At 71.4% G+C, this 25,188-nt stretch carries 18 protein-coding genes; 12 read left to right on the top strand and 6 right to left on the bottom strand.

Features of this window, described 5'->3' with window-relative positions; genetic code table 11:
- Positions 1–46: 46 nt before the first annotated feature.
- The 3 genes from SROS_RS31305 to SROS_RS31295 all read left to right on the top strand — a co-directional run bounded on the left by SROS_RS31305 (position 47) and on the right by SROS_RS31295 (position 6,582).
- Positions 47–2,749 carry a glycoside hydrolase family 3 protein gene (locus tag SROS_RS31305; RefSeq protein ID WP_012892933.1) on the top strand — a complete coding sequence of 901 codons (2,703 nt, stop codon included), beginning with the start codon at positions 47–49 and terminating at the stop codon, positions 2,747–2,749.
- A gap of 219 nt (positions 2,750–2,968) precedes the next feature.
- Positions 2,969–3,661: a hypothetical protein gene (locus SROS_RS31300; RefSeq protein ID WP_012892932.1), complete on the top strand. Its 693-nt coding sequence runs from the start codon at positions 2,969–2,971 to the stop codon at positions 3,659–3,661.
- A 14-nt stretch (positions 3,662–3,675) separates the two neighbouring features.
- The gene (locus SROS_RS31295) at positions 3,676–6,582 is read left to right on the top strand and encodes an AAA family ATPase (RefSeq protein WP_012892931.1); all 2,907 of its coding nucleotides are present in this window, start codon (positions 3,676–3,678) and stop codon (positions 6,580–6,582) included.
- An 81-nt stretch (positions 6,583–6,663) separates the two neighbouring features.
- On the opposite strand, the gene SROS_RS31290 is transcribed toward SROS_RS31295, so the two are convergent.
- Both SROS_RS31290 and SROS_RS31285 read right to left on the bottom strand, forming a co-directional pair.
- Entirely contained in the window at positions 6,664–6,894 is a 231-nt protein-coding gene (locus SROS_RS31290) for a DUF397 domain-containing protein (protein WP_012892930.1), read from the bottom strand.
- Between the two features lie 27 nt (positions 6,895–6,921).
- Positions 6,922–7,797: a helix-turn-helix domain-containing protein gene (locus SROS_RS31285; RefSeq protein ID WP_012892929.1), complete on the bottom strand. Its 876-nt coding sequence runs from the start codon at positions 7,795–7,797 to the stop codon at positions 6,922–6,924.
- 146 nt (positions 7,798–7,943) lie between these two features.
- On the opposite strand from SROS_RS31285, the gene SROS_RS31280 reads away from it, so the two are divergent.
- Positions 7,944–8,348 carry an ATP-binding protein gene (locus tag SROS_RS31280; protein ID WP_012892928.1) on the top strand — a complete coding sequence of 135 codons (405 nt, stop codon included), beginning with the start codon at positions 7,944–7,946 and terminating at the stop codon, positions 8,346–8,348.
- Positions 8,349–8,486: 138 nt separating this feature from the next.
- Entirely contained in the window at positions 8,487–10,307 is a 1,821-nt protein-coding gene (locus tag SROS_RS31275; protein ID WP_012892927.1) for a M14 family metallopeptidase, read from the top strand.
- A gap of 209 nt (positions 10,308–10,516) precedes the next feature.
- Here the strand turns inward: SROS_RS31275 and SROS_RS31270 are convergent, their stop codons facing one another.
- From SROS_RS31270 to SROS_RS31260, 3 genes are all read right to left on the bottom strand, one after another.
- The gene (locus tag SROS_RS31270; RefSeq protein ID WP_012892926.1) at positions 10,517–11,326 is read right to left on the bottom strand and encodes a class I SAM-dependent methyltransferase; all 810 of its coding nucleotides are present in this window, start codon (positions 11,324–11,326) and stop codon (positions 10,517–10,519) included.
- A gap of 607 nt (positions 11,327–11,933) precedes the next feature.
- Positions 11,934–13,469: an aldehyde dehydrogenase family protein gene (locus SROS_RS31265; protein ID WP_012892925.1), complete on the bottom strand. Its 1,536-nt coding sequence runs from the start codon at positions 13,467–13,469 to the stop codon at positions 11,934–11,936.
- A gap of 67 nt (positions 13,470–13,536) precedes the next feature.
- Entirely contained in the window at positions 13,537–13,968 is a 432-nt protein-coding gene (locus tag SROS_RS31260) for a cupin domain-containing protein (protein ID WP_012892924.1), read from the bottom strand.
- A 300-nt stretch (positions 13,969–14,268) separates the two neighbouring features.
- Here SROS_RS31260 and SROS_RS31255 point away from each other — a divergent pair, with 300 nt between their 5' ends.
- The 7 genes from SROS_RS31255 (at position 14,269) to SROS_RS50095 (ending at position 23,478) form a co-directional block, all read left to right on the top strand.
- Positions 14,269–15,642 carry an SWIM zinc finger family protein gene (locus tag SROS_RS31255; protein ID WP_012892923.1) on the top strand — a complete coding sequence of 458 codons (1,374 nt, stop codon included), beginning with the start codon at positions 14,269–14,271 and terminating at the stop codon, positions 15,640–15,642.
- Positions 15,639–17,048, top strand: coding sequence for a DUF5691 domain-containing protein (locus SROS_RS31250; protein WP_012892922.1), 1,410 nt, complete (start codon positions 15,639–15,641; stop codon positions 17,046–17,048). Before SROS_RS31255 ends, SROS_RS31250 begins: the two co-directional genes overlap by 4 nt.
- On the top strand, positions 17,045–18,112 hold the full coding sequence (locus SROS_RS31245) for an ATP-binding protein (RefSeq protein ID WP_012892921.1): 1,068 nt from the start codon (positions 17,045–17,047) through the stop codon (positions 18,110–18,112). Before SROS_RS31250 ends, SROS_RS31245 begins: the two co-directional genes overlap by 4 nt.
- 111 nt (positions 18,113–18,223) lie before the next feature.
- Positions 18,224–20,581 (top strand): DUF5682 family protein, encoded by a 2,358-nt coding sequence (locus SROS_RS31240; protein ID WP_012892920.1) that lies wholly within the window; start codon positions 18,224–18,226, stop codon positions 20,579–20,581.
- Positions 20,581–21,738: a VWA domain-containing protein gene (locus SROS_RS31235; protein WP_012892919.1), complete on the top strand. Its 1,158-nt coding sequence runs from the start codon at positions 20,581–20,583 to the stop codon at positions 21,736–21,738. Before SROS_RS31240 ends, SROS_RS31235 begins: the two co-directional genes overlap by 1 nt.
- Before the next feature lie 643 nt (positions 21,739–22,381).
- The gene (locus SROS_RS31230) at positions 22,382–22,570 is read left to right on the top strand and encodes a hypothetical protein (RefSeq protein WP_043653294.1); all 189 of its coding nucleotides are present in this window, start codon (positions 22,382–22,384) and stop codon (positions 22,568–22,570) included.
- 50 nt (positions 22,571–22,620) lie between these two features.
- Positions 22,621–23,478, top strand: coding sequence for a hypothetical protein (locus tag SROS_RS50095; RefSeq protein ID WP_148269259.1), 858 nt, complete (start codon positions 22,621–22,623; stop codon positions 23,476–23,478).
- On the opposite strand, the gene SROS_RS31220 is transcribed toward SROS_RS50095, so the two are convergent.
- Complete coding sequence (locus tag SROS_RS31220) at positions 23,403–25,058, bottom strand: serine hydrolase (RefSeq protein WP_012892915.1); 1,656 nt, start codon at positions 25,056–25,058, stop codon at positions 23,403–23,405. The two genes, SROS_RS50095 and SROS_RS31220, sit on opposite strands and share 76 nt — an antisense overlap.
- Positions 25,059–25,188: the final 130 nt, after the last annotated feature.

The following is a 25,188-nucleotide window of genomic DNA, read 5'->3' as shown; positions in this document are numbered from 1 at the left end:
GTGAGGCCGCCGTGACCGTCGCCGTGTTTTCGAGAACGGACTGCCGATGACTGGACCTCTCGCGCGATCACGCGCCCGCCGGAGCGCGTTCGCGGCGTTCGCGAGCCTGACCCTCCTGGTCGGAGGGGCCGTCGGCGTCCCCGGAGCGGGAGCCGAGACCGCGGGGGGAGCCGCCGCCGCGGAGGCCGCCGGGACGGCGAAGGGGGTCCGGCAGCCCGAGGTCGGCAGGCCGTCCCTCGGCGCAGGCGGCTGCGCCCGCATCGACAGGAGCCTGCAAACGCTCTCCGACTGGCCCAGGGTCAAGAGCCGGATCAAGCGCGACCCGGCCGGCGAGAGGCGGGTGGCGAAGATCCTCGCCGGTATGACCCTCGCCGAGAAGGTCGGGCAGATGACGCAGCCGGAGATCGCCGCGATCACTCCCGCGGAGGTCCGGCAGTACGCCATCGGCTCGGTGCTCAACGGCGGCGGCTCGTGGCCCGGCCGTGACAAGCACGCCCCGCCGCGGGCCTGGCTCGACCTCGCCGACGCCTACTGGGAGGCGTCCGTCGGCAGCAGGACGAAGATCCCGGTCATCTGGGGCATCGACGCCGTCCACGGCAACAACAACGTCTACGGCGCGACGGTCTTCCCCCACAACATCGGCCTGGGCGCCGCGCACGACCCGTGCCTCGTCCGCGACATCGGATCGGCCACCGCCGCGCAGATCCGCGCGACCGGCCAGGACTGGGCCTTCGCGCCCACACTCGCCGTCGTCCGGGACGACCGGTGGGGCCGCACCTACGAGGGCTTCTCCGAAGACCCCCGGATCACCCGGGCCTACGGCTACGAGGCCGTCAACGGCCTGCAGGGCAGGCACCCGCGCGGGATCGGCGACAGGGGCGTCATCGCCACCGCCAAGCACTTCATCGGCGACGGCGGCACCCTCAAGGGGACGGACCAGGGGGTGAACCCCTCCTCGGAGGCCGAGATGATCAACATTCACGGCCAGGGCTACTACGGCGCGCTCGCGGCCGGGGCCCAGACCGTGATGGCCTCCTTCAACAGCTGGACGAACGCCGAGCTCGGCATCGACGAGGGCAAGCTGCACGGCAGCAGGCGCGCCCTCGACGACATCCTCAAGCGGAAGATGGGCTTCGACGGCGTCGTCGTCTCCGACTGGAACGGCATCGGCCAGGTGGCCGGCTGCACCAACGCGAGCTGCGCGCGCGCCATCAACGCCGGCCTGGACGTCGTGATGGTGCCCAACGACTGGAAGGCGTTCATCGCCAACACGATCGCACAGGTCGAAGCGGGCGAGATCCCGATGGCACGCATCGACGACGCGGTCACGCGGATCCTGCGGGTGAAGCTGCGCGCCGGAGTGCTCAGCGCGCCGAAGCCGTCCGAACGCGCCCTGGCCGGGTCGGCCGGCGCCCTGGAGGCAGGGAAGCTCGCCCGCGAGGCCGTCCGCAGGTCGCAGGTCCTGCTCAAGAACAACGGCAGGGTGCTGCCGCTGGCCAGGGGCTCCAAGGTGCTCGTGGTCGGCAAGAGCGCCGACAGCATGCAGAACCAGACCGGTGGCTGGACCCTCACCTGGCAGGGCACCGGCAACACCAACGCCGACTTCCCGGGCGGCACGACGATCCTCGGCGGCCTGCGGCAGGCGCTGGGCGAGGCGAACGTCACCTTCAGCGAGACGGCCGACGGCGCGGACCCCGCGGCGTACGACGCGGTCATCGCGGTGATCGGCGAGACGCCGTACGCCGAGGGGGTCGGCGACCTCGGACGGCGCACGCTGGAGGCGGCCAAGCTCTACCCCGGCGACCTCGCCGTCCTGGACAAGGTCAGCGGCAAGGGCGCACCCGTGATCACCGTCTACGTCACCGGCCGCCCGCTCTGGGTCAACAAGGAGCTCAACCGCTCCGACGCCTTCGTCGCGGCCTGGCTGCCGGGCACCGAGGGCGGCGGTGTCGCGGACCTGCTCGTCCGAGGGGCGCATCGGGACGGCGGATACACCGGCAGGCTGTCGTACTCCTGGCCGAAGAGCGCCTGCCAGACGCCGCTCAACCCGGGCGGCGAGGGCTACGACCCGCTCTTCCCGCTGGGCTACGGCCTGCGCGACGGGCAGAGCGGATCGGTCGGGACGCTCGACGAGACCGCGCCCCCCTTCGGCTGCGGCCAGCCGGGCGGCGGCGGGGAGGCGAGCGAGGACCTGGAGATCTACAACCGGGCCGACGTCCCGCCGTACAAGGGCCTGATCGGCTCCGCCGACAACTGGGGCGGAACCGAGATCGGGGTCGACGGTGAGGCGGCCCACGCCGCGATCAGCGTGGTGCGCTCCGACGTCAACGTGCAGCAGGACGGCCTGAAGGTGACCTGGAACGGCAGCGGGCCGGCGCAGTTCTACATGCAGGACCCGGCCAAGGGGACCGATCTGCGGAGCTACCTCAACGCCGACGCGGCCCTGGTCTTCGACACCATCGTCCACCAGGCCCCGGCGTCGAGGACCGTGATCGGCGTCCACTGCGGTTATCCGTGCATGTCGGAAGTGGCGGCGACCTCGCTGTTCCAGGGGCTCCCCGTCGGGACCAAGTCGACGGTCAAGATCCCGATCGCGTGTTTCGCGGCCGCGGGCCTCGACCTGGAGGCGGTCAACACGCCGTTCCTCGTCTACACCGACGGCGCCTTCTCCGCCTCGTTCGCCGGCGTCCGCTGGGTGCCGAAGGCCGCCAAGGACGCGGACGCCAGGAGCTGCGACAGCCTGACCTAGCCGTGCGGGCCGCGGACGCCGGCAGGGCCGGAGGGCGGACCGCCCTCCGGCCGTCTGCCTGCCCGGCTGGTCTCACCCCCATGATCTGTAACAAGTGAAGACAACATAGCGCCAAGATTTGGTCAAGATTTCCAGGATGGCTGAGCCGCGAAAGGCGAGGGATACTCAAAAAACGGGCACAACCACCCTGTTGGCCCGTAAGGCGGAGGTACAGCCCTGGTGAGACGATCAAGGGCCAGGTTCGCCGTGGTCGCGGCAGGGCTCGTCCCCGCCCTGGCCGGCGGGCTGACCGGATGCGCAGGTTCGGAGTTCACCTACGTCCGCCACGACGACGGGCAGACGTACTTCAAAGTCCCGGCGGCCTGGCGGCAGGTCGACCAGAAGGCCCTGGACAAGGCGACCACCGGAGCGGATCCCGAGTCGGCCACCGCCCGGCTGCGCAGGCAGCTCGTCTGGTCGATCGCCTACGACGCCCACGCCAGTCCCTCCGCAGGCCACCTCCTCGGCTACGGCACCGGAGACGAGCCGTTCGTCTTCGCCCGGGTCACCAGGCTGCTGCCCGAGGAGCGGGACGCGGTCTCCCTGAACGGCATGCGCAACTCCGTCATCCCCGTCACCGAGTCGCTCCGCAAGGAGTACGCGCAGGTCCCCGGGTATCCGCTGACCGGCTTCGAACTGCTCGCCGACGACGTGCTCCAGCCCGGGGACGGCCTGCGCGGGGTGCATGTGCGGTTCAACTACACGGTCCAGGGGGCCGGCACGCAGACCTTCGACCTCACCTCCTACCTGGCCGGGGACGGCGAGCGGATCTCCACCCTGCTGATCCGCTGCTCCGCGGGCTGCTACCGCAGGCGCGCCGCCGAGTTCGACAGGATCGCGCACTCCTTCAAGGTCAAGCGACTCACCGGGTGAGGAGAGGCCCGAACATGAAGCCACCGCCGCCGCCCCCGAGCTTCGAGGGCCTCCGCGCCCCCGGCTCCGGCCCCGTCGACCCGCATCCCCGGACCCGCAAGCGGATGCCGTTCTGGGACCGGGTCAAGTTCGTCCTCATCCTTACGATCATCTACTTCATCCTCGTCTGGAATGAGATGGCCTCCTACGAGGGCATCATCAGCGTCCGGGACGCGATGATCAGGACCGCGGCCGCGGCGCCGTGGATCTTCTGGCTGCTGGGGGCCGAGGTCCTGCGGCAGGTCCACTTCTCCGTCAGCGAGCGCTCCGCCGGATACCACCGGTTCTGGATGCGCGGGGTGTTCGGCGGCTTCGAGCGCTGGTCCCGCCGCCGCTTCTCCGACTGGAACCGCTTCAGGATGGCGCGGGCCGTCAAGTGGCTGTTCTGGATCGCGGTGCTCGCCCTCATCCTCGGCGAGGTGCTGGACACCTCACCCGCCCTGGCGCTGTTCCAGGCCCCGGCACTGCTCTGGCAGGCGCTGCCGTACGTGGCGCAGCTCGCCTTCGCGTTCTTCTTCATCGCCTTCCAGTTCATCGGCCTGTTCTGGCTGCTGTCACGGGGCGGCGTGGAGACCTACTTCCCCGACGACATCAAGACCCGGTTCACCGACGTCTGGGGACAGGACCACGTGGTCGAGCGCGTCAAGGAGAACATCGTCTTCCTGGAGCGGCCCGACGAGATCGAGGAGCGCGGCGGCTACGTGCCCAGCGGCCTGCTGCTGTGGGGGCCGCCCGGCACCGGAAAGACCCTGATGGCCGAGGCCGTGGCGGGGGAGACGGGCAAGCCGTACGTCTTCGTGGACCCCGGCGCGTTCGTCAACATGTTCATGGGCGTGGGCATCCTGAAGGTGAAGTCGCTGTTCAGGAAGCTCCGCAAGCTCTCCCTGCGGTACGGAGGCGTGATCGTCTTTTTCGACGAGGCCGACTCCCTCGGCCGCCGCGGCTCGCTGGCGCAGCAGGGGCCCCGGGGCGGCCCCGGCTTCTCCCCGAGCGCGGGCGGCTGCCACGGATTCACCTACCTGGCCGAGGAGAGCCGGTGGCTGCTGACCCGCCAGGGCGCGCGGCGGGAGCGGGAGCCCGCCACCGGCCGCAGCCGCTTCTTCATGGGCGGCAACATGGGCGGCGGCGGTGGGGACCCGGGGACGTTGCAGGCGCTGCTCACCGAGCTGTCGGGCCTGAAGAAGCCCCGCGGCATCGTCAACCGCCACGTCCGCAGGCTGCTCGGCATGCGGCCCAAGCCGCCGCCCAAGTATCGGATCCTGGTCATGATGGCGACCAACATGCCCAACTCGCTGGACGAGGCGCTGCTGCGGCCGGGCCGTATCGACCGCATCTACAAGGTGGGCTACCCGTCCAAGGCGGGGCGGGTCCGCACCTACCGCGGCTACTTCGACAAGGTCGACCACGACCTGACCGAGGAGCAGCTGGACAAGCTGGCCACGATCACGCCCTACGCCACCGGCGCCACGATCAAGGACCTGGTGAACGAGTCGCTGATCACAGCGATCCGTGACGGCCGGAAGGTCATCACCTGGTCGGACGTGACCAGGGCCAAGCGGCTCAAGCAGCTCGGGCCGCCGGAGGACGTGGAGTACATCGAGCGCGAGCGGCACGCGGTGGCCGTGCACGAGGCGTGTCACGCCGTGGCCGCCTACCGCACCCGCTACCACCTCGAGATCGACATCGCCACGATAGAGAAGGGCGCCGACTACCTCGGCATGGTCGCGAGCATCAAGCCCGAGGACCAGTTCACCCGGTGGAAGTCCGAGCACGAGGCCGACATCATGGTCTCGCTCGCCTCGCTGGCCGGGGAGCGGATGTTCTTCGCCGAGGACAACTCCTCCGGCGTCTCGGGTGACCTCTTCTCGGCCACCTACCTCACCGCGCTGATGGAGGCGCACTGGGGGATGGGCCGCGGGGTGACCTCGGTGCCCGCCCTGCAGGAGCTGGAGATCATGGGTGGCAAGTCGATGCCCAAACCCGGCGGCGGGGGGATCGGGTTCACCCGGGCGCCCGGCGGGCAGGCACCGGCCCCGGACGTGCTGGGCGAGCGGATCGAGTACAACCTGGTGCGCCTGCTGGACAGGACCGAGGACCTGCTGAAGGAGCACCGGAGGGAGGTGCTCTGCCTGGCGCACGCGCTGGAGACCCACAAGACGCTCAACGGCGACGACGTGATCGCGGTCCTGGAGCACCGGCGGGGACCGCTGGTGGACGGCTCGATCTACGCCTCGGACGATTTCTACGCCGAGATCGAGGAGTATCACCTGGAGGCCGCGCGGGCGCACCGCGAGCACAGCCACGTGGCACGGGAGTTGCCCGTCCCGCTGGTCCCGCCCCGGCTCGAACCCGCCACGGCGGTCATCCAGGGCGCGGTCGTCACGGGAAACGGCCACGGCTCCACGCTGCCCGCGGCGGTGGGGCCGGTGACCGCGGCCGGGCCGGACTTCGTGCCGTGGGGGGACAGGGGCGACACCGGCCAGGTGCCCGAGCACCTGCCGTCTCCGCCTCCGCCCGACGTGCCGCCGCCGGGGAGGCGGCTCCGGACGGTGCTGGTGGTCGCGGCCGGCCTGGCCGCGCTGGCGGCTTTCACGCTGCTCGGCGTCTACACGCTCAACGGCGGGATGACGATGGCGGGCGAGGTGGGGCGGCCGCCGGGGTCCGGCACGCTCCCGGTGGTGCTCGTCGCGGTCGTGGCGGCCGTCATGGGGATCGGCGTCGTCTTCGCGGTGATCCGGGGCGCCCAGGCCACCCGGGTCAGAGCCGAGGCCCAGCGGGACCGCGCCGTGGAGCGGGCCCAGCTCCTGGCCGCTGCGATGGACCCCGAGGTCGCGATGCGGATCCTCGGCTACAAGGGCACCGACGGCCCGAAGGGCCGCTGAGGCCGCTGGGGGACCGTGCCGGAGTGCCGGGGCCGCCGGCATCTCCGGGGGGACCGGCGCACCGGTCCCCCCGGGGACGACTCAGCCGAACTCGCCGTCCTTCACACCGCCGACGAAGGCGTCCCACTCACGTTGGGTGAACGCCAGCGCCGGGCCGTCCGGATCCTTGGAGTCGCGGACGAGGTAGAGCTCGTCGGCGTCGGCCTTGTGTCCGGCCAGGGCCGGGTCGCCGGGCACGATCGCCACTTCGACGCAGTCACCTCCGTTGGTGCTGCGACTGCTCTTGCGCCACATGACGCTGGACAGATCCATCGTGGACCCCCGCACTCTCTCTTCCTCTCATTCCTGTGGTTGGTTGGAACATCTCTTCGCCATCTGGGCGATGAAGGTGGCCGACGCCTCCGCGCCGAGAGCCAGTGCCGACAGGCTCCCGAACATGAGGGTGTAGCGGCGCACCTCCTCCGGGTCCTCCGGCACGAGCCCGCTCGCCGCCTGTTCCAGGTAGACGAGGTCGGGATCGCCGGGCTCGGGGAAGCTGAGCAGGCAGAACTTGCCGTCCATCGCGGCGTGCGCCCCAGCGGAGAACGGGATCACCCGGATCTCCACATTGGGCAGCCTGCCGAGATCGAGCAGGTGTTCCAGCTGCTCGCGCATCACCCCCGGGCCGCCGACCTGACGCCGGAGCACTGCCTCGTCGAGCACCGCGACGAGTTGGATCGGGTCACCGGGGCCGTGCAGCAACTGCTGGCGCGAGACGCGCACGGAGACCTTCTCATCGACCGCTGAGGGGGCGTGGGTGAGGGCGGTCGCCTCGATGACGGCACGTGCGTACGGCTCGGTCTGCATCAGGCCGGGGACGACCAGCGGTTCGTACGAGCGCACCACCGACGCCTCCGCCTCCAGCCCGATGTAGGAGTCGAAGCCGGGTTTGAGGGCCTGCCGGTGCCGGTGCCACCAGCCTCGCTTGCGGGCGTCCCTGGCCATCTGGATCAGGGAGTCCCGGGCCTCTCCGGTCACGCCGTACACATCGGTGAGGGCCGCCACGTCGGAGGGTTTGGGACGGGTGAGCCCCGTCTCGTATCTCCAGACGGTGGTGTCGGTGGAGCCGATCCGCTCGGCCACCTCCGCCCGTGACAGCCCGCTGCTCTCCCGAAGGCGGTTCAGTTCCGTGATCAGACGGCGATGGCGGGCCGTGGGACTGCGTCGGGAAGCCATGCACGTACCTCCATCCGGGGGAAGGAAACTGTGGAATTTCAATATGAGCTATTGAAGTCCCTGATAGAACAGTTCACCGTGAGTGAGTGTGCCATCTCGGAGCGCGATGTGCATGTGAATGTGCATGTCGGAGAGTGAGGCCAGCCATGACGCTCGAGCAGCGGACCGTTCCGCCCCGGTCGACCGTCACCCTGCGGGGGGCGCCGGAGTCGGTGTCGACGGCCCGTCAGCGGGTCAGGGAGCTCCTCGGGGAGGGGCATCCCGCCTTCGACGACGTCGTCCTGCTGGTGAGCGAGGTGGTGACGAACTCGGTGGTCCACTCGTGCTCGGGCGGCGGCGGGAGGGTGGCGATGACCGTGGCGGTGAGCTCCGGCGCCGTGCTGGTGGAGGTCTCCGACGCCGGGTCGGGGCTGTCGGCGCCGCACGTGCGCAACGAGCCGGACGCGGAGAGCGGGCGCGGGATGTTCCTGGTGGACCTGCTCGCCGACCGGTGGGGGATCCAGGGCGACGGCGGCGGGCCCAGGACCGTCTGGTTCGAGGTCCGTTTCTGACCTGTGCGACTTTCGGCTCCGTGTAGGCGAAAGCCGGACAAGCCCGAAACTTTGGGCCTTTGCCGATCGACATATTTGCCTGACTCTCGGTGCAGACGCGTGACAACCCCCTAGATCGCGCGCCTGAGGAGGGCACAGGTGAGACGCCGTCTGATCGTGGTACTCGCGGTCCTGGCGCTGTTATGCCTCGACATCACCGGGGCGGGAGCATCGGCCGAACCGCAGCCGAACAGCCAGTACAAGGTGCAGGGCCCCAGCGACTCCCGGCAGCGCAGCGCGGTCGCGGCCACCGGTGCGGCCATCGACCAGGTGGACCCCGCCTCGGTCGTGGTCACCGCGACCGAGGCCGAGGTCGCCGCGATCAAGAAGCTGGGCTACACCGTCACGAAGATCCCCCGTCCCTCACCCTCGGACATGCGGACCTTCGACTTCCCGCCGGCCGACTCCGGGTACCACAACTACGCCGAGATGACCGCCGCGATCAACCAGATCGTCGCCGACCACCCCGCGATCGCCCGCAAGACCAGCTACGGCACCTCCTACGAGGGCCGCGACCTGATCGCCATCAAGATCAGCGACAACGTCGGCACGGACGAGAACGAGCCCGAGGTGCTGTTCACCCACCACCAGCACGCCCGGGAGCACCTGACCGTCGAGATGGCGCTCTACATCCTCAACCTGCTCACCGACGGCTACGGCACCGACGGCAGGATCACCGGCCTGGTGAACTCGCGCGAGATCTGGATCATGCCGGACCTCAACCCCGACGGCGGCGAGTACGACATCGCCTCCGGCTCCTACCGCTCCTGGCGCAAGAACCGGCAGCCCAACTCCGGCTCCTCCTCGGTGGGCACCGACCTCAACCGCAACTGGGCCTACCAGTGGGGCTGCTGCGGCGGCTCCTCCGGCTCCACCTCCAGCGACACCTACCGGGGCGCGGCCGCCGAGTCGGCACCCGAGGTCAGGGCGGTCGCCGACTGGGTGCGCGGCCGGGTGGTCGGCGGCGTGCAGCAGATCAAGTCGCACATCGACTGGCACACCTACGGCGAGCTGATCCTGTGGCCCTACGGCTACACCAACAACGACACCGCCCCCGGCCTGACCCAGGACGACCACGACGCGTTCGAGGCCCTGGGCCGGAACATGGCCTCCACCAACAACTACACCCCCGAGCAGGCCAGCGACCTCTACATCACCGACGGCTCGATCGACGACTGGATGTGGGGCGTCCACAAGATCTTCAGCTACACCTTCGAGATGTATCCGACCGGGTCCCCGGGCTTCTACCCCCCCGACGAGCAGATCGTCCCGCAGACGACCCGCAACCGGGAGGCCGTGCTCCGCTTCCTGGAGTACTCCGACTGCGTCTACCGGATCACCGGCAAGGAGTCGCAGTACTGCGGCACCGGGACCCCGCCGGTGACGGTCTACTCCGACGAGTTCGAGACGGCGACCGGCTGGACCGCCAACCCCGGCGGCACCGACACCGCCACCCTCGGCCGGTGGGAGCGCGGTGACCCCGAGGCCACCACCTCCAGCGGCGCCAAGCAGCTCGGCACCACCGTCAGCGGCAGCAACGACCTGGTCACCGGACGGCTGGCCGGCGCCTCCGCCGGAGACCACGACATCGACGGCGGCACCACGACCATCCAGTCGCCGGCCGTCACCCTGCCCACCGGCGGAACGCTCAAGCTGAACTTCTCCTGGTACCTGGCCCACGGCTCCAACGCCTCCAGCGCCGACTACCTGCGCGTCAAGGTCGTCGGCTCCACCACCACCCAGGTCTTCCAGCAGCTCGGCGCCGCCACCAACCGCAACGGCGCCTGGGCCGCCTCAAGCGTCGACATCTCCTCCTACGCCGGGCAGAGCGTCCGGATCCTCATCGAGGCCGCCGACGCCTCCGGCGCCTCGCTCGTCGAGGCCGGCGTCGACAACGTCAAGATCACTCAACAGCCCTGACGGCTCCGGGGCGTTCCTCCTGGGAGCGCCCCCTCCGGGCTCCCGCCCGCGGTGCGCCGGTGCGCCGCGCCCTCTTGCGGACTTCCGCCCGAGGAGCGCCGGTGTGCCCTTCTTGCGGGCTCCCGCTCGCGGAGTGCCGGTGCGCCCTCTTACGGGCTCCCGCCCGCGGAGCGCCGGGGCGAGCAAGGTGGATCGGCTCGCCGCGGGGCTCAGGCTCGGCAGATCAGCTCGCCGTGGAGCAGGGACAGCCAGCCGTCCCGCTCCGCGGCCCAGGCCTGCCAGCCGTCGGAGATGCGGCGCAGGTCGTCGCCGGTGGCCGCGCCCGAGTCCAGCGCCTGGCGGGCCATGTCGGACCTCAGGACCCGCTCGGCCCACATGCCGCCCCACCAGGCGCGATCCTCCGGCGTCGCGAAACACCAGGTCGAGGAGGTGGCCGAGATGTCGGAGAAACCGGCCTCGCGGGCCCACGACAGCAGTCGCCGCCCGGCGTCCGGCTCGCCGCCGTTGGCCCTGGCCACCCGCTGGTAGAGGTCCATCCACTCGTCCAGCTCGGGCAGCTCGGGGAACCAGGTGAACGCGGCGTAGTCGCTGTCGCGGACCGCGACGATCCCGCCGGGCCTGCAGACCCGCCGCATCTCCCGCAGCGCCTGGACCGGGTCGCCGAGGTGCTGCAGCACCTGGTGGGCGTGGACGACGTCGAAGGTGTCGTCGGGGAACTCCAGGGCGTGCGCGTCGGCGACGGAGAACTCGATGGTGGACCGGCCGCGCCGCTCCGCCTCCGCGCGTGCCAGGGCGAGCGCCTCCGCGGTGACCTCGACCGCGGTGGTCACCCCGGGGGCGACCCGCTCCGCCAGCTCGACGGTGATGGTGCCGGGGCCGCAGCCGACGTCCAGCAGCGACATGCCCGGCCGCAGGTGCGGCAGGAGGTAGGCGGCCGAGTTCTCCACGGTGCGCCACCGGTGGGACCGCAGCACGGACTCGTGGTGGCCGTGGGTGTATACGGCATCCTTCGCCGCCATGGCGGATCACTCCTTCGCTCGGATGGGTCGACCGTAGCAGGAGTCTCATATTCTAAGAGAGATCGTCTCAATATTTGGTATAAGAAGTCCGTGACCGCCCGCCGTCACACGGAACCGCGCTCATCCCCGGGCCGGTACCGGTGTCCCGCCGGGGGTCCTGACGCACGAGGAGTGCGTCACTCGTGAAACCCGGCCGCCGGAGTGCCCGCCCCGCGGACACGTCCGGCGGGAGGAACCCCCTCGACCGCCGCCTGACCGGCGGCCACGGCCACGGAGTCGTGGTCCGGGCGCGCCCGGAACGTCCGCGTCCGTGAGGGGCCGCGCCGCAGCACGCGGCCCCTCACGTGTCCTGGCAGGCCTTACGGCCTTCCAGGGCGGGTGGCGGCCTCGCGCGGCCCCTACGGGTCCTCCTCGGGTACGGCGCGCGGGCCGGCGGACGGGGTGACGGGGCCGGGACCCCGTACGGCCGGAGGCCCCGGCCGCGAGAAGATCGGCCCCGTCCGCGACGGCCGCTCCGTCCGCGAGGATCACCTCGGCCGTCACGGAATCTTCTCCACGGAGAGGCATGCCGCGATCGTGATGGGGAGAACCTCCCCCTATGGCAAAGTCAGAGCCGGAAGTCCAGATCCGGGACGATCTCGGCGACATCCATCTGGGCCTTCTGCAGCCTGCCGGAGTAGTCCCAGTTCATCGCCTGCCACCGGGTGAACTGGTCGAGCACCCACATCCCCGACTGGCGGCTGCCGTTGCCGGACTTGCCGTTCCCGCCGAAGGGGAGGTGGGCCTCCGCGCCGGAGGTGGAGTTGTTGACGCTGACCATGCCCGCGCCGATGCCCGCGCGGAACCGGAAGGCCGACTTGGGATCGGTGGTGTAGATGGAGGAGGAGAGCCCGTAACCGGGCCGGTTGGCCAGCTCGACGGCCTCCTCCAGCGTCGAGAAGGTGGTCACGCCCACGATCGGGCCGAAGGTCTCCTCCAGGAACAGCCGGTCGTCGGGACGCACGCCGTCGACGACCACCGGGTGGTAGTAGAGCCCCCCGTCGCCGGAGAAGTCCCCGCGGGGACTGTCGCCGGTGATCCGGCCGGTCGGGCCGGAGACGACGGTGTGGTGCGGCTGGATCCAGCCCAGATACTCCTCGTAGCGGGAGGCGAACTTGTGGTCGAGCAGCGGCCCGCACAGCACGTCCCCCGCCGGGTCGCCGATCGTCGCGGCCGCCACGGCACGCGTGTAGCGGCCCAGGAACTCGGCGTGGACGCTCTCGTGCACGATCACCGTGCCGAGCGAGGTGCAGCGCTGTCCCGCCGTGCCGAACCCGGCGAACAGCGCGCCCTCCACCGCCAGGTCCAGGTCGGCGTCCGGCATGACCACCATCGGGTTCTTGCCGCCCAGCTCCAGGCAGGGCGACTGCAGGTGCCGCCCGCACAGCTCGCCGATCCGCCGGCCGACCTCGGTCGAGCCGGTGAAACCGACCTTGTGCACCGTGCCCTCGGCCAGCGCCGTCTCCAGGCCTTCGGACGTCGCGGAGCCGTCGGCCAGCACGAGGTTCAGCACGCCCTCGGGCAGCCCCGCCGCCGCGAACAGCCGGTAGAGCGCGTGCGCCGAGGCCGCGGCGTACTCCGCGGGCTTCCAGACGACCGCGTTGCCCGACAGCAGTGCCGGAACGAGATACCAGGACGGCACCGCGACCGGGAAGTTGCCCGCCGTGATCACCGCGGCCACCCCGACCGGGACCCGGAAGGTGAACAGGCTCTTGTCCGGCATCTCCGAGGGCACCGTCTGCCCGTAGAGCCGCCGGCCCTCGCCGAGGAAGAAGTCGCAGGTGTCGACGATCTCCCGGACCTCCCCCAGGGCCTCGGCGTAGGGCTTGCCGATCTCGCGGGTGACCAGGCTGGCCAGCGACTCGGCGTTGGCCTCGACCAGCCGCCCGATCGAGGCGATCACCCGGCCCCGGACGGGCGCGGGCACCCGGGCCCATTCCCGTTGCGCCTCGGCCGCCGTACGGCACGCGGAGGCGAACGTCTCCGCGTCGGCCAGCCGGACCTGTGCGACCACCTCGTCCACGCGGGCCGGATTGATCGAGTCGTAGGCCGCCCCGTTGGGGGCCTGCTTTCCGCCGATGACGGAGACGATCTCGTGGGTCACCGTTGACCTCCTCGTATGTCTGTAATCGCATTCTCTCCACAGACGGGGAGGTCGTCACGCCAAGCGGTCAGAGCATGCGGAAGTCGGCGAAGTCGAACCCCGGGGAGACGACGCAGCTCACCAGCACACCCTCGTCCCCGGCGGGCCGGGCGGCCTGCCAGGTCCCGCCGGGCACCAGGGCCTGCGGGACCTGCCCCTCCTCGACCAGCGGGCCGAGGGTCACGGTGCTCACCGGCTGGCCGTCGTGCCCGCCGAGGATCAGGGTCAGCGGGCCGCCCCGGTGCCAGAGCCACACCTCGTCGGAGCGGACCACGTGCGGGCGCGACTCCTCTCCCGGCTCCAGCAGGAAGTAGATCCCGGTGGCGGTGGCCCGGGGCCCCTCGTACCCGGGCGGGCTGAAGGAGACGGCGGTCTTCCAGGTCTCCCGGAACCAGCCGCCCTCGGGGTGCGGCAGCAGGTCCAGCGTCTCGGCGAGCGGGGGGCGGGAAGGAGTCGTCATCCAACCGATCTTAGGGAGTCGCCCGCCGGAGCCGCTCGCAGGACACACCCGTCGGCAGGCCGCGCGACCGCCTCCCGGCCGGTGGCCCGCGCCGGTCGCCGTGCGCCTGCGACCGGCCCGCGGCGGTCGCCGTGCGCCTGCGACCGGCTCGCGGTGGTCGCCGTGCGGCCTGCGGCGGCCGTGGCGTGACGGGTGCCGTACGGCCGCGATCGGCAGGCCGCGGCGGCCGTCTCGGCGGGGAGCGGCGGCCGTGGTCCGACGGGGCCGGTTTTGTCGGCGGGGTTGGCTACGGTTCGGACCGTGATCGAACGGTGGAACCGGGATCAGGTGCTCGCGCTCGCGCCCGACGCCTCGTCCCAGAAAGCGGCCCAAGGGGTGTCCTCACCCGGCAAGTGGTCGGGGGCCGGAGTCACGGCGGATGCGCTGTGGGGCGAGTGCAAGGGCAGCGGTTCCAAGCCCTACCGGGCGTGCGTGGACCTGTCCGAGCCCGCCTACCGGTGCAGCTGCCCCAGCCGGAAGTTTCCCTGCAAACACGCGCTCGGCCTGCTGCTGCTGTGGTCGGCCGACGGCGTCCCCGCCGCCGCCGAGCCCGCCGACTGGGTGGCCGAATGGCTCGACCAGCGGCGCGACCGCGCCGCCAGGGCGGTCGCCCGCCCGGCGGCCGCAGCCGGCACGGCGGGTGCGGCGGAGACCGGCCCGTCCGGCGACCCCCGCCGGGCCGAGCAGCGTGAGCAGCGCGTGGCCGCCGGCCTGTCGGAGCTGGAGCGCTGGCTCGCCGACCAGATCAGGCAGGGCATCGCCGGATCCCGGCGCCACGACCAGTGGGACGACCTCGCCAGACGACTGATCGACGCGCAGGCCCCGGGCGTCGCCGGCAGCGTCTCCCGGCTGAACGCCGTCCTGGCGACCGACGACTGGCCCGCCCGTCTCCTGGGCGAATACGCCCTGCTGCACCTGCTGTCGGTGGCCCACCGCCGCCTCCCCGAGGTCGTGCGGGCGGCCGAGGCCGGCGCGGACGCCGGGCCGGAGACCGGGGAGCCGCGCTCCCCGGCCGCCGGGCTCCTGCGGCGGGTCCGCGAGCGGGTCGGTTTCCCGGTCACCAGGGAGGAGGTGCTCGCCGGGGAGACGGTCAGGGACGTGTGGGACGTGCTCGGGCGCCGCGACGAGGAGCAGGACCGGCTGACCGCGCGACGGGTCTGGCTGCGCGGCCGGGACACGGGCCGGGCGGCGCTGGTGCTCTCCTTCGCCCCGCCCGGCCAGGCACTCGACGCCTCGCTCGTCACCGGCACGGCCATCGACGCCGACCTGGCGTTCTATCCGGGCTCGTCGCCGCTGCGCGCCCTGGTCGCCGCCCGCCACGACGGCGTCCCCGCCGGCCCTCCGCCCGGCTCGACCCTGGAACAGGCGCTGGAGGAGGTGGCCGAGGCCCTGGCGGGAGACCCCTGGCTGGACTCCTGGCCCGTCGTCGTCACCTCGGTCACTCCGGCGGGGAGCCCCTCCTGGCAGCTCGCCGGTTCTTCCGGGGGGCTCGTGCTGCACCCTTCCGCCGGCACCCCCTGGCGGCTGATCGCGGCCTCCGGCGGCCATCCGCTGACCGTCGCCGCCGAATGGACTCCCAGGGGCCTGCGGCCCCTCACGACCTGGGACGAGGAGGGCCGGGTGATCGTCCTGTGAACGCCTCGACCGAATGGGAGGACCTGGTCTCCACCGCGCTCGTCGGCACCGACCGCCGCCCCCTCCCCGGACAGCCCGCCGGCGAGATCGAGCTTCTCGAACGCGCTGCCGTGCACACGTTGCGGATGCGGGCCGGTCGCCGGCCGGTCGGCGGCGAGCCCCTGAGCGTCGCGCCCCCGGAGGAGCAGCCCGCGGTCTCGCGCGCGGCGGCCGACCGGCTCGCCCGGATCCTCGGCGGCGAGCGGCCGAGGCTGCTCGCCGAATGGCTGGAGACCGCGGCCGGCCACGGCTACCGGATCTCACCTCACCTGCTGCCCGAGCTGCTCGACCAGGGGGCCGGAGACCGGTCGATCCGCCCGCACCTCGGCGTCCTCGCCGGAAACCGGGGCCGCTGGCTGGCCGGGCTCAACCCGGCGTGGAGCTTCCTGCTGGAGGAGGTCACCGCGGCCGCTCCGGACGGGGCCGGCGAGGCCCGGGAGGTCTGGGAGCTGGGGACCTCCGGCGACCGCCGCGCCCATCTGGCCACGCTGCGGGCGGCGGCCCCGGCGGAGGCCAGGCGGCTGCTCGCGGCGACGTGGGAGCGGGAGACCCCCGACGACAGGGCGTCCTTCCTCGAGGTTCTCGCCGACCGGCTCTCCTCCGACGACGAGCCGTTCCTGGAGGCCGCTCTCGACGACCGCCGCCGCGAGGTCCGCCACCAGGCCGCCGACCTGCTGACCCGCCTGCCGGACTCGCGTCTGGCCCTGCGGATGGCCGGGCGGGTCGCCCGCTGTCTCTCCGTCGAGGACGGCGAGATCCAGGTCACCCCGCCCGACGCCTGCGACGCCGCGATGGAGCGCGACGGCATCCGGGCCAAGCCGCCCCGGGGGACGGGCGAGCGGAGCTGGTGGCTGCAGCAGGCCGTCGCGCGCACCCCGCTCGGGGTCTGGCCCCGCCTGCTCGGCCACTCACCCGGCGAGCTCGTCCGGATGAAGATCGTCGACTGGGGCCGCGAGGTCATGGCGGGATGGGTCAGGGCCACCGTGCTCCAGGGCGACCCCGAATGGGCCAGGGAGCTGTTCGCCTGGGACCCGCTCGCCGACCTGCTGGCCGCGCTGCCCCCCGCCGAGCAGGAGAGCGTCGCCGCCGACTTCGTCCGGCGGCACGGCCTGGACGGCCAGCTCATCATGGTCCTCGGCGGCGCCTCGGCGCCCTGGGGGCCGGGCCTGGCCGGGGCCGTGCTGCAGAAGATCCTCGAGGTCTCCGGCACCCAGCCCTGGAACCTCGGCGAGCTGACCAAGCTCGCCGGCGAACGCATCGACCCCGCCCTGTACGGCGTGGCCGAACGGCTCTCGCCCGAACCACCCATCCAGGAGGTCGCCGCCCTCCTGCGTTTCCGTGACGACATGCTGAAGGAGCTTCTGTGACAACGGTTCTGCGGGCCCACGCCGAAGACCAGTACGCCGAGGAGCTGGCGATCCTGGCCAAGGACGACGACCGGGTCCGGCCGCCTGGCTGGAAGCTGTCCCCCTGGGCGGTGACCACCTACATCCTGGGCGACGGCGACCAGATCACCCCGAAGTACATCGGGCCCCGCCGCATCGTGGAGGTGGCCGTGGCGACCCTCGCCACCGACCGCGCGCTGCTGCTGCTCGGCGTGCCGGGCACGGCCAAGACCTGGCTGTCGGAGCACCTGGCCGCCGCGATCAGCGGTGACTCCACCCTGCTCGTGCAGGGCACGGCGGGCACCGCCGAGGAGGCCATCCGCTACGGCTGGAACTACGCCCGGCTGCTGTCGGAGGGCCCGTCCAGGCAGGCGCTCACGCCCAGCCCGGTGATGCGGGCGATGGCCGAGGGGCGGATCGCCCGGGTGGAGGAGCTGACCCGCATGCCCTCCGACGTCCAGGACGCGCTGATCACGGTGCTGTCGGAGAAGACGCTGCCGATCCCCGAGCTCAACGAGGAGGTTCAGGCCTCGCGCGGCTTCAACATCATCGCCACCGCCAACGACCGCGACCGGGGCGTCAACGACCTGTCCAGCGCCCTGCGCCGCAGGTTCAACACCGTCGTGCTGCCGGTCCCCGCCACCGCGGAGGAGGAGGTGGACATCGTCTCCCGCCGCGTCGACCAGCTCGGCCGCTCCCTGGAGCTGCCCCAGACCATGACCGGCCTGGAGGAGATCCGCCGCGTCGTCACGGTCTTCCGCGAGCTGCGCACCGGTGTCACCGAGGACGGCCGGACCAAGGTCAAATCTCCCAGCGGCACCCTCAGCACCGCCGAGGCCATCTCGGTCCTCACCAACGGCATCGCCCTGGCCGCCCATTTCGGCGACGGGGTGCTCCGCCCCTCCGACGTGGCCGCCGGAATCGTCGGCGCGGTGGTCCAGGACCCGGTCTCCGACCGCGTCGTCTGGCGGGAGTATCTCGAGACCGTCGTCCGCGAGCGCCAGGACTGGCGCGATTTCTACCGGGCCTGCCGTGACGCGGGCTGAGGCGCGGGCCGCCGGAGCGGGGCCGTCCCGTCTCACAATGACCACACCACGTGACCCCCGCTCCGGCCCGCCGGCCGCGCGGACGGGTGGCCCGGTGGCCGGAGGCCGCCCATGAGCGTCTCCGTGCTGGGGGTCCGGCACCACGGGCCGGGATCGGCGCGCTCCCTCGGAGACGAGCTGGAACGCCTCAAGCCTGACATCGTGCTCATCGAGGGCCCGCCCGAGGCCGACGGGCTGGTCGAGCTGGCCAAGGACCCCGGTCTCGAACCCCCGGTGGCGCTGCTGGCCCACGTGCCGGGGGAGCCGTCCAAGGCCGCCTTCTGGCCGTTCGCGGTCTTCTCGCCCGAGTGGCAGGCGATCCGCCACGCGGTGGAGGCGGGCATCCCGGTCCGGTTCTGCGACCTGCCCGCCGCCCACAGCCTCGCCTCCGGGCCGGAGGAGCCGGCCGCCCGGCCGGACACGCCGGACACGCCGGACGGAGAGGGTCCGGACTCCGGGATACCGGCGGCCGTACGGACCGATCCGATCGGGACGCTCGCCCGCGCCGCCGGATACGACGATCCGGAGCGCTGGTGGGAGGACGTGGTCGAGCACCGCGGGGACACGCCGTTCCAGGTGATCGCCGAGGCGATGGCGGCGGTCCGCGAGGGCCACGTGGCCGACGCCTACGAGGCCCGGCGTGAGGCCTTCATGCGGCGCACCATCCGCAGGGCGGTCAAGGACGGGTTCGAGCGGATCGCCGTCGTCTGCGGCGCATGGCACGTGCCCGCGCTGGCCGGGCCGTCGCGGGAGGGCGCGGCCTGGGGGGCCGGGCTGCCCACGGTGAAGGCCGACGACGCGCTGCTGCGCGGGCTGCCCAAGGTCAAGGCCGAGATGACCTGGGTGCCGTGGACGTACGGGCGGCTGGCCGCCTGGAGCGGATACGGCGCGGGGGTGACGTCACCCGGCTGGTATCACCACCTGTTCACCGCCGCCGACCGTCCGGTGGAGCGGTGGCTGACCGCCGCCGCGGGGGTGCTGCGCGAGGAGGACCTGCCGGTCTCCTCGGCGCACGTCATCGAGGCGGTACGGCTCACGCAGAGCCTGGCCGTGCTCCGGGGACGGCCGCTGGCGGGGCTGGCGGAGGTCACCGAGGCGGCCAGGGCTGTGCTGTGCGAGGGCGACGACCTGCCGGTGGAGCTGATCCAGCGGCGCATGGTCGTGGGGGAGCGGCTCGGCCACGTCCCCGACACGACCCCGATGGTCCCTCTCCAGCGCCACCTCCGCGAGGAGCAGCGGCGGCTGAAGCTCAAGCCCGAGGCCCTGGACCGCGAGCACGATCTCGACCTGCGCAAGCCCCTCGACCTGGAGCGCAGCAGGCTGCTGCACCGGCTGCGGCTGCTCGGCGTGGAGTGGGGCACGCCCCAGGAGAGCCGGAGCAAGGGCACCTTCCGCGAGTCGTGGACGCTCGCCTGGCGTCCCGAGTTCGACATCGAGCTGATCGAGGCGAGCGCCTGGGGCACCACGGTCCCCGCCGCGGCCGGCGCCCGCGTCCGCGATCTCGCGGACGGAGGACGGCCGCCCGGCCCGGCCGCGCCGCAGGGGACCGCCGGACCGGGACCCGGGGGCGGCGGATCCGCCGCACCCGCCGGGGTCTCGCTGGCCGGGCTCACCGGGCTGGTGGAGCGGTGCCTGCTCGCGGATCTGCCGGACGCGCTGCCGTACGTGCTCGACTCGCTGTCGGCGCGGGCCGCACTCGACAGCGACGTCACGCACCTGATGGCGGCGCTGCCCGCGATGGTCCGCGCGCAGCGCTACGGCGACGTGCGCGGCACCCCCGCCACCGGCCTGGCCGCCATCGTCGACGCCCTGCTCACCAGGGTCTGCGTCGGGCTGGGCGGAGCGGTCACCGGGCTGGACGACGACGCGGCCCGCGACCTGCTGCGCCACATCGACGGGGTGCACGCCGCGGTGGCCCTGCTCGACGGGGCCACCGGCGCGGAAGCGCCCCAGGGCCGCTGGCTTGCCACGTTGCGCGGCGCGTCGGGCCGCTCCGACCTGCACGGGCTGATCGAGGGCCGGCTCACCAGGATCCTGCTGGACGCCGGTGACCTCGACGCCGACCAGGTGGGCCCGCGGATGTCGCGGGCCATGTCGGCCGGGCACCCGCCGGCCCGGGCGGCCGCCTGGATCGAGGGATTCCTGTCGGGCGGCGGCCTGCTGCTCGTCCACGACGCCCGGCTGCTCGCCCTGATCGACGGCTGGCTCACCGGGCTCGCCCCGGAGACGTTCGTGGACGTGCTGCCCCTGCTCCGCCGGACGTTCGGCGCCTTCGCGGCGCCGGAGCGGCGCTCGATCGGCTCGCGGGTCCGCTCGCTCGCGACCGGGGCGGTTGCGGGCGGGGAGGACGTCGCGGAGCTCGACGAGGAGCGGGCGGCGGCGGCCGTGCGGACCGTGCTGATGATCCTGGGGAAGACGGAGGCCGAGTGATGGACGAGAGACTGCGCCGCTGGCGGCTGGTGCTCGGCGGCGACGCCGACGGCACGGGATGCGCCCTCGGCGGGACCGACGCCCAGATGGACGGAGCCCTGGCCGCGCTCTACAACGGCGGTAAGGGCGAGGGCGCGGACGAGCGGAGCGGCGGCCTGGGCGCCTCCGCGCCCAGGGTGGCGCGCTGGCTGGGCGACATCCGGTCCTACTTCCCCTCCACCGTCGTCCAGGTCATGCAGAAGGACGCCGTCGAGCGGCTGAACCTGACCAGGCTGCTGCTGGAGCCGGAGATGCTGGAGGCGGTCGAGCCCGACGTCCACATGGTCGGCACGCTGCTGTCGCTCAACCGGGTGATGCCGGAGAAGGCCCGCGAGTCGGCCCGCGCGCTGGTCCGCAAGGTCGTCTCCGAGCTGGAGCGGCGGCTGGTGCAGAAGACGAAGGCGGCCGTCACCGGCGCGCTGGACCGGTCGGCGCGCACCCACCGGCCCAAGCGGGTCGCCGACATCGACTGGGACCGCACGATCCGGGCCAACCTGAAGAACTACCTGCCCGAGCGGAACACCGTGGTGCCGTCGAGGCTGGTCGGCTACGGCAGGCGGCAGCGGGCCGTCCAGCGCGAGGTCGTGCTCTGCATCGACCAGAGCGGGTCGATGGCCGCCTCCGTCGTCTATTCGAGCGTCTTCGGCGCGGTGCTCGCCTCGATGCGCTCGCTCAGGACGTCGCTGGTGGTCTTCGACACCGCGGTCGTCGACCTCACCGACCAGCTCCACGACCCGGTGGAGCTGCTGTTCGGCACCCAGCTCGGCGGCGGCACCGACATCAACCGGGCCATCGCCTACAGCCAGGGCCTCATCACCCGGCCCACCGACTCGATCTTCATCCTGATCAGCGATCTCTACGAGGGCGGGGTCCGGCAGGAGATGCTCCGCAGGGTCGCCCAGATGACCGCGGCCGGAGTCCAGGTCATCGTGCTGCTCGCGCTCTCGGACGAGGGAGCTCCCTTCTACGACCGCGACAACGCCGCCGCCCTGGCGGCCCTGGGGGTGCCCGCGTTCGCGTGCACCCCCGACGCCTTCCCCGCCCTGATGGCCGCGGCGATCGAGCGCCGCGACATCGGCCAGTGGGCCGAGCGGGAGCTGGAACGCACGGCCACATGATCCCGCTCTGGCAAGGGTGGCACGGAGGCCCGCCCCTGTCAGAGCGCCATGGCCGCAGGCCGTCCCCGCCGGGCCGCGCGTCCGGCAGAGATGTCCGGGCGGAAGGGCTATCCGAACGGAAGGGATGCCCGTCTGGCGGGAGCGTCCGCCCGCGGGGAGGTCCAGACGGTTCCCGTCACGCGGAGGCGTCGTCAGAGGTCGATCCGGAGCCTCACCTTCATGATCATCGACACCGCGGACCGGGCTCGGTATCCTCCTGGCGGGCTGGTCATGATCGGGTGGATCCGTCCCGGATTGCGCACGACGGGTCCGGAGGTGCTGCGGGACTCTCTCTGATGGAGGTCCAGGCGGTCCGCGACTTCGACGGGTTGACCGCGACGCTCGATGGGACGCTGCGACAGCTGGAAGGCAGGTAGGGGCGATGCTGCCCGAGCAGGTGACGATCGATGCCGACGGCCGATACCCCTCCGGGCGCGGCTTCCGGGCATTGGCGGATGAGTATGCGCAGTTCACTGAGGGGCTGCGGAGCCGCAGGGGGATGAGGCACCGTTGCCGTGCGAGGAGTTCGCCGGCCCCTACCGGGAGTTGAGGCGCACGCTGCTGGAGGAATGCCGGCACCTCGGCGAGCGCCTGCGCGACACCGGTGACGGCCAGGTCGTCATGGCCGACACGGACGTGGCAGCCGGCCGACCTCGCTGACCGTCTCACCGCCGCGGCCGACACCCTGCGGATCTCGAAGAACAGCGTCGAGTGGATCGTGGGCCTGCTCGTCGGGGTCGCCGGTGCCGCGGCGATCGCCGTCGCTCTCGCTCCGCACCTCCTGACCTCCTGACCTCCTGACCTCCTGCCCGTCTGGCCGACATGGCCCGGCGATTCACGGCCATGCTCCGCAGCGCCCTGAGGAGCATCGGAAACATCTTCAAACGCCTTGTGAAGTTCCCCCGGGCACGCCGGGCCCGCATGGAACAGAGAATCAACAAGGTGGCCCGCGACATGCATCACAGGTGGCGTGATGAGCGTGAGGCGGAGCTTGTTCGGGATGCCGTGAGGGCGGGAAAGCCTCCTCCCAGTGCCAGAACGACTGCCGACCGAAAATGGATGGACGAATACGGGACGGATCGGGTCGGGCTTGCCGGTGAAAAATACGAGAGACTGCCCGACGACCGGGTCTATGAATCCAACATGAAGTCGACCGCTGACCGGGGATGGATAAAGGCGCACGGCACGGACCGGGTCGACATCGCCAGGTCGAAATACGATGACCTGCCCAAGGACTGGCAGAAGGAGAACAGGGCGTCTGCGACCGTTGCGGTCAACGCGGTGCGCAACGCGCGACTGCGCGGAGCAGACATACGGAAAGAGGAATTCCTGAAAAAGGGAGCAGGAAGGTTCACGTCAAATGGCTGGAGCGGAATAAAGGGCGGGCTTCTCCTGAGCAGAGGCTTAAGTACAAGAATCTTTCGGAACTGGAGAAGGGAAAGGACAGGGTGGTCGTCCGGCCGGCGATCGATTACTGGTAGGCGCGCCAGACCGCCGGTCGTCCGCGTGTCCACCGGCCATCCGGCCGTTCTCGAAGCGGGTCGGCCCCGGGGATCCGGTGTCAGGCACGGATCCGAATGGTGCGCCGCCGTCGCGGCTTGGGCGGACGGCAGCGCAGGGAGCGGCTACGTCGTCGGGAGGCCGACCGCGTTGGACGCGTCGGCCTCGAAGTATTCCGTCGTGGCGAAGGGGCCGGTGTGATCCTCGAAGAAGCTTCTGACGCCGTCGATCGAGTCATGGACGATGACGTTCACCGCCTTGGTCCCGTCGGTGCTCGCCACCGCCATCGTCCACTTGGCACCCATGGGAAGCTGGCCGTACGCCTTCTTCACAGAACCCCAGAAACCGTCGTTGTCGGAAATTGTGGAAACAGTCATGACGTGCACCGTGGCACCCTCCTCATTGACTTTCGGATTTACTCGGCAATTGATGTGAAGATACTGTGCGGCACCGTTCTTGAAGTCGTAGATCGCGACGGTCTGAGGGTCCTCGAGCGGATCGTCCGAAGGCATCAAGAAGTGGGTCTCGCTGATCGGGAGCAGCTCGTAGTCGAGCTGTTCTGGTCTGTTGAGGAGTTGCGCCTCCATGGGGTTCAGGGTGAATTTGAGGTGGAGCTTTCCGCGTTCGGCCGCCACTTCGTAGCGGGTGCCGGGGCGCTCGTAGGAGCCTTCGTACCTGGACAGATCGAGGGCCAGGGTCGGGTCGGGCTCCGGCAGGTCGGGGATCGTGACCGCGCCGAGGTCGGCCAGGATTTCGTTGAACACCTTCCGGTAGAAGCTGTCGCGTGGCCCGGCGTTCACCAGCATCGAGACGGCGATGTTCGATTCCGGCAGGATCCGCAGGCGGGCGCTCTGGCTGACCGCGCTGCCGTCGTGGGCGTAGACGGTCTGGCCGTGCCAATCGCACACGATGAGGCCGAGTGCCCATTCCGGCCCGAACATGTACGGGTCAGGTATGGGGACCCGCGACTCCGTCATCTCGCGGATGGCGCCGGGTGAGATGATTCTGGTCCCGTTCGGCGCCTTTCCTCCGTTGAGGAAGACGTACGCCATCATCAGCGATTCCCGGGCTGTCGTGCTGACGTTGCCTCCGGGGCCGAAGGAGCGCGGCAGGTGACCCAGCGGTGAGAGGACGGGGCCCTCTTGGAGGGATCGGATCAGGTATCCGGTCGCGGCCCGGTCCTGGTCCACGTGCTCACGCCGGCTGCTCGTCGAGGTCAGTCCCAAGGGGTCGAACAGACGATCCTTCATGATGTCGTCCCACCGCTTGCCGTCGACCACCTCCATGATGCGGGCGAGGATCGCGTAGCCCAGGGCCGCGCTGTAGCCGTGAGTGTGGCCCAAGGGGTGGACCTGGGGTGCGCCGGCGATGTTCTCCACCATGCGCTCGTACACGTCGTCGTCCTCGCCCGGATCTCCGTAGCTCTCCTCGATGCCGTTGGTGTGGTTGAGGAGACGGCGGGGGGTGACCTTGGCGCTGACGCCGGGGTCGGCGACCCGGAAGTCGGGAAGGTAGGTCCGCACCGGCTCGTCCAGGGCGACTTTCCCCTCGTCGACGAGCTGCATGAAGGCGAGGGCGGTCCATGTCTTGGATACGGAGCCGCACTGGTAGACGGTGTCGGTCGTCGCGGGCTCGCGCGTGGAGATGTTCTTGACGCCGACCGCGAAGTCGGTGATCTCCCCGTCGCTGAGGACGCCGATCGCGGCACTCGGAATCCGGTACTCCGCGAGCAGCTCGGAGACGCGAGCTCGCATCCGGGTCACATCCAACGCTCTTGCCATAAGGGGTTCCTCGTCCTGTCCGATTCTTTCCAAGCGAGAAAAGGCTACGTTGCATTTCAAGTTGCGTCAACGAAAACCCTCGATGATGTGCTTGAAATGCTGGGCTTATGGCAAATCGTTGCAACAGCAT

Source organism: Streptosporangium roseum DSM 43021, from assembly GCF_000024865.1.
GTDB lineage: Bacteria > Actinomycetota > Actinomycetes > Streptosporangiales > Streptosporangiaceae > Streptosporangium > Streptosporangium roseum.
The sequence above is the reverse complement of the archived record's forward strand: the minus strand, read 5'-3'. Positions and strand labels throughout refer to the sequence as shown.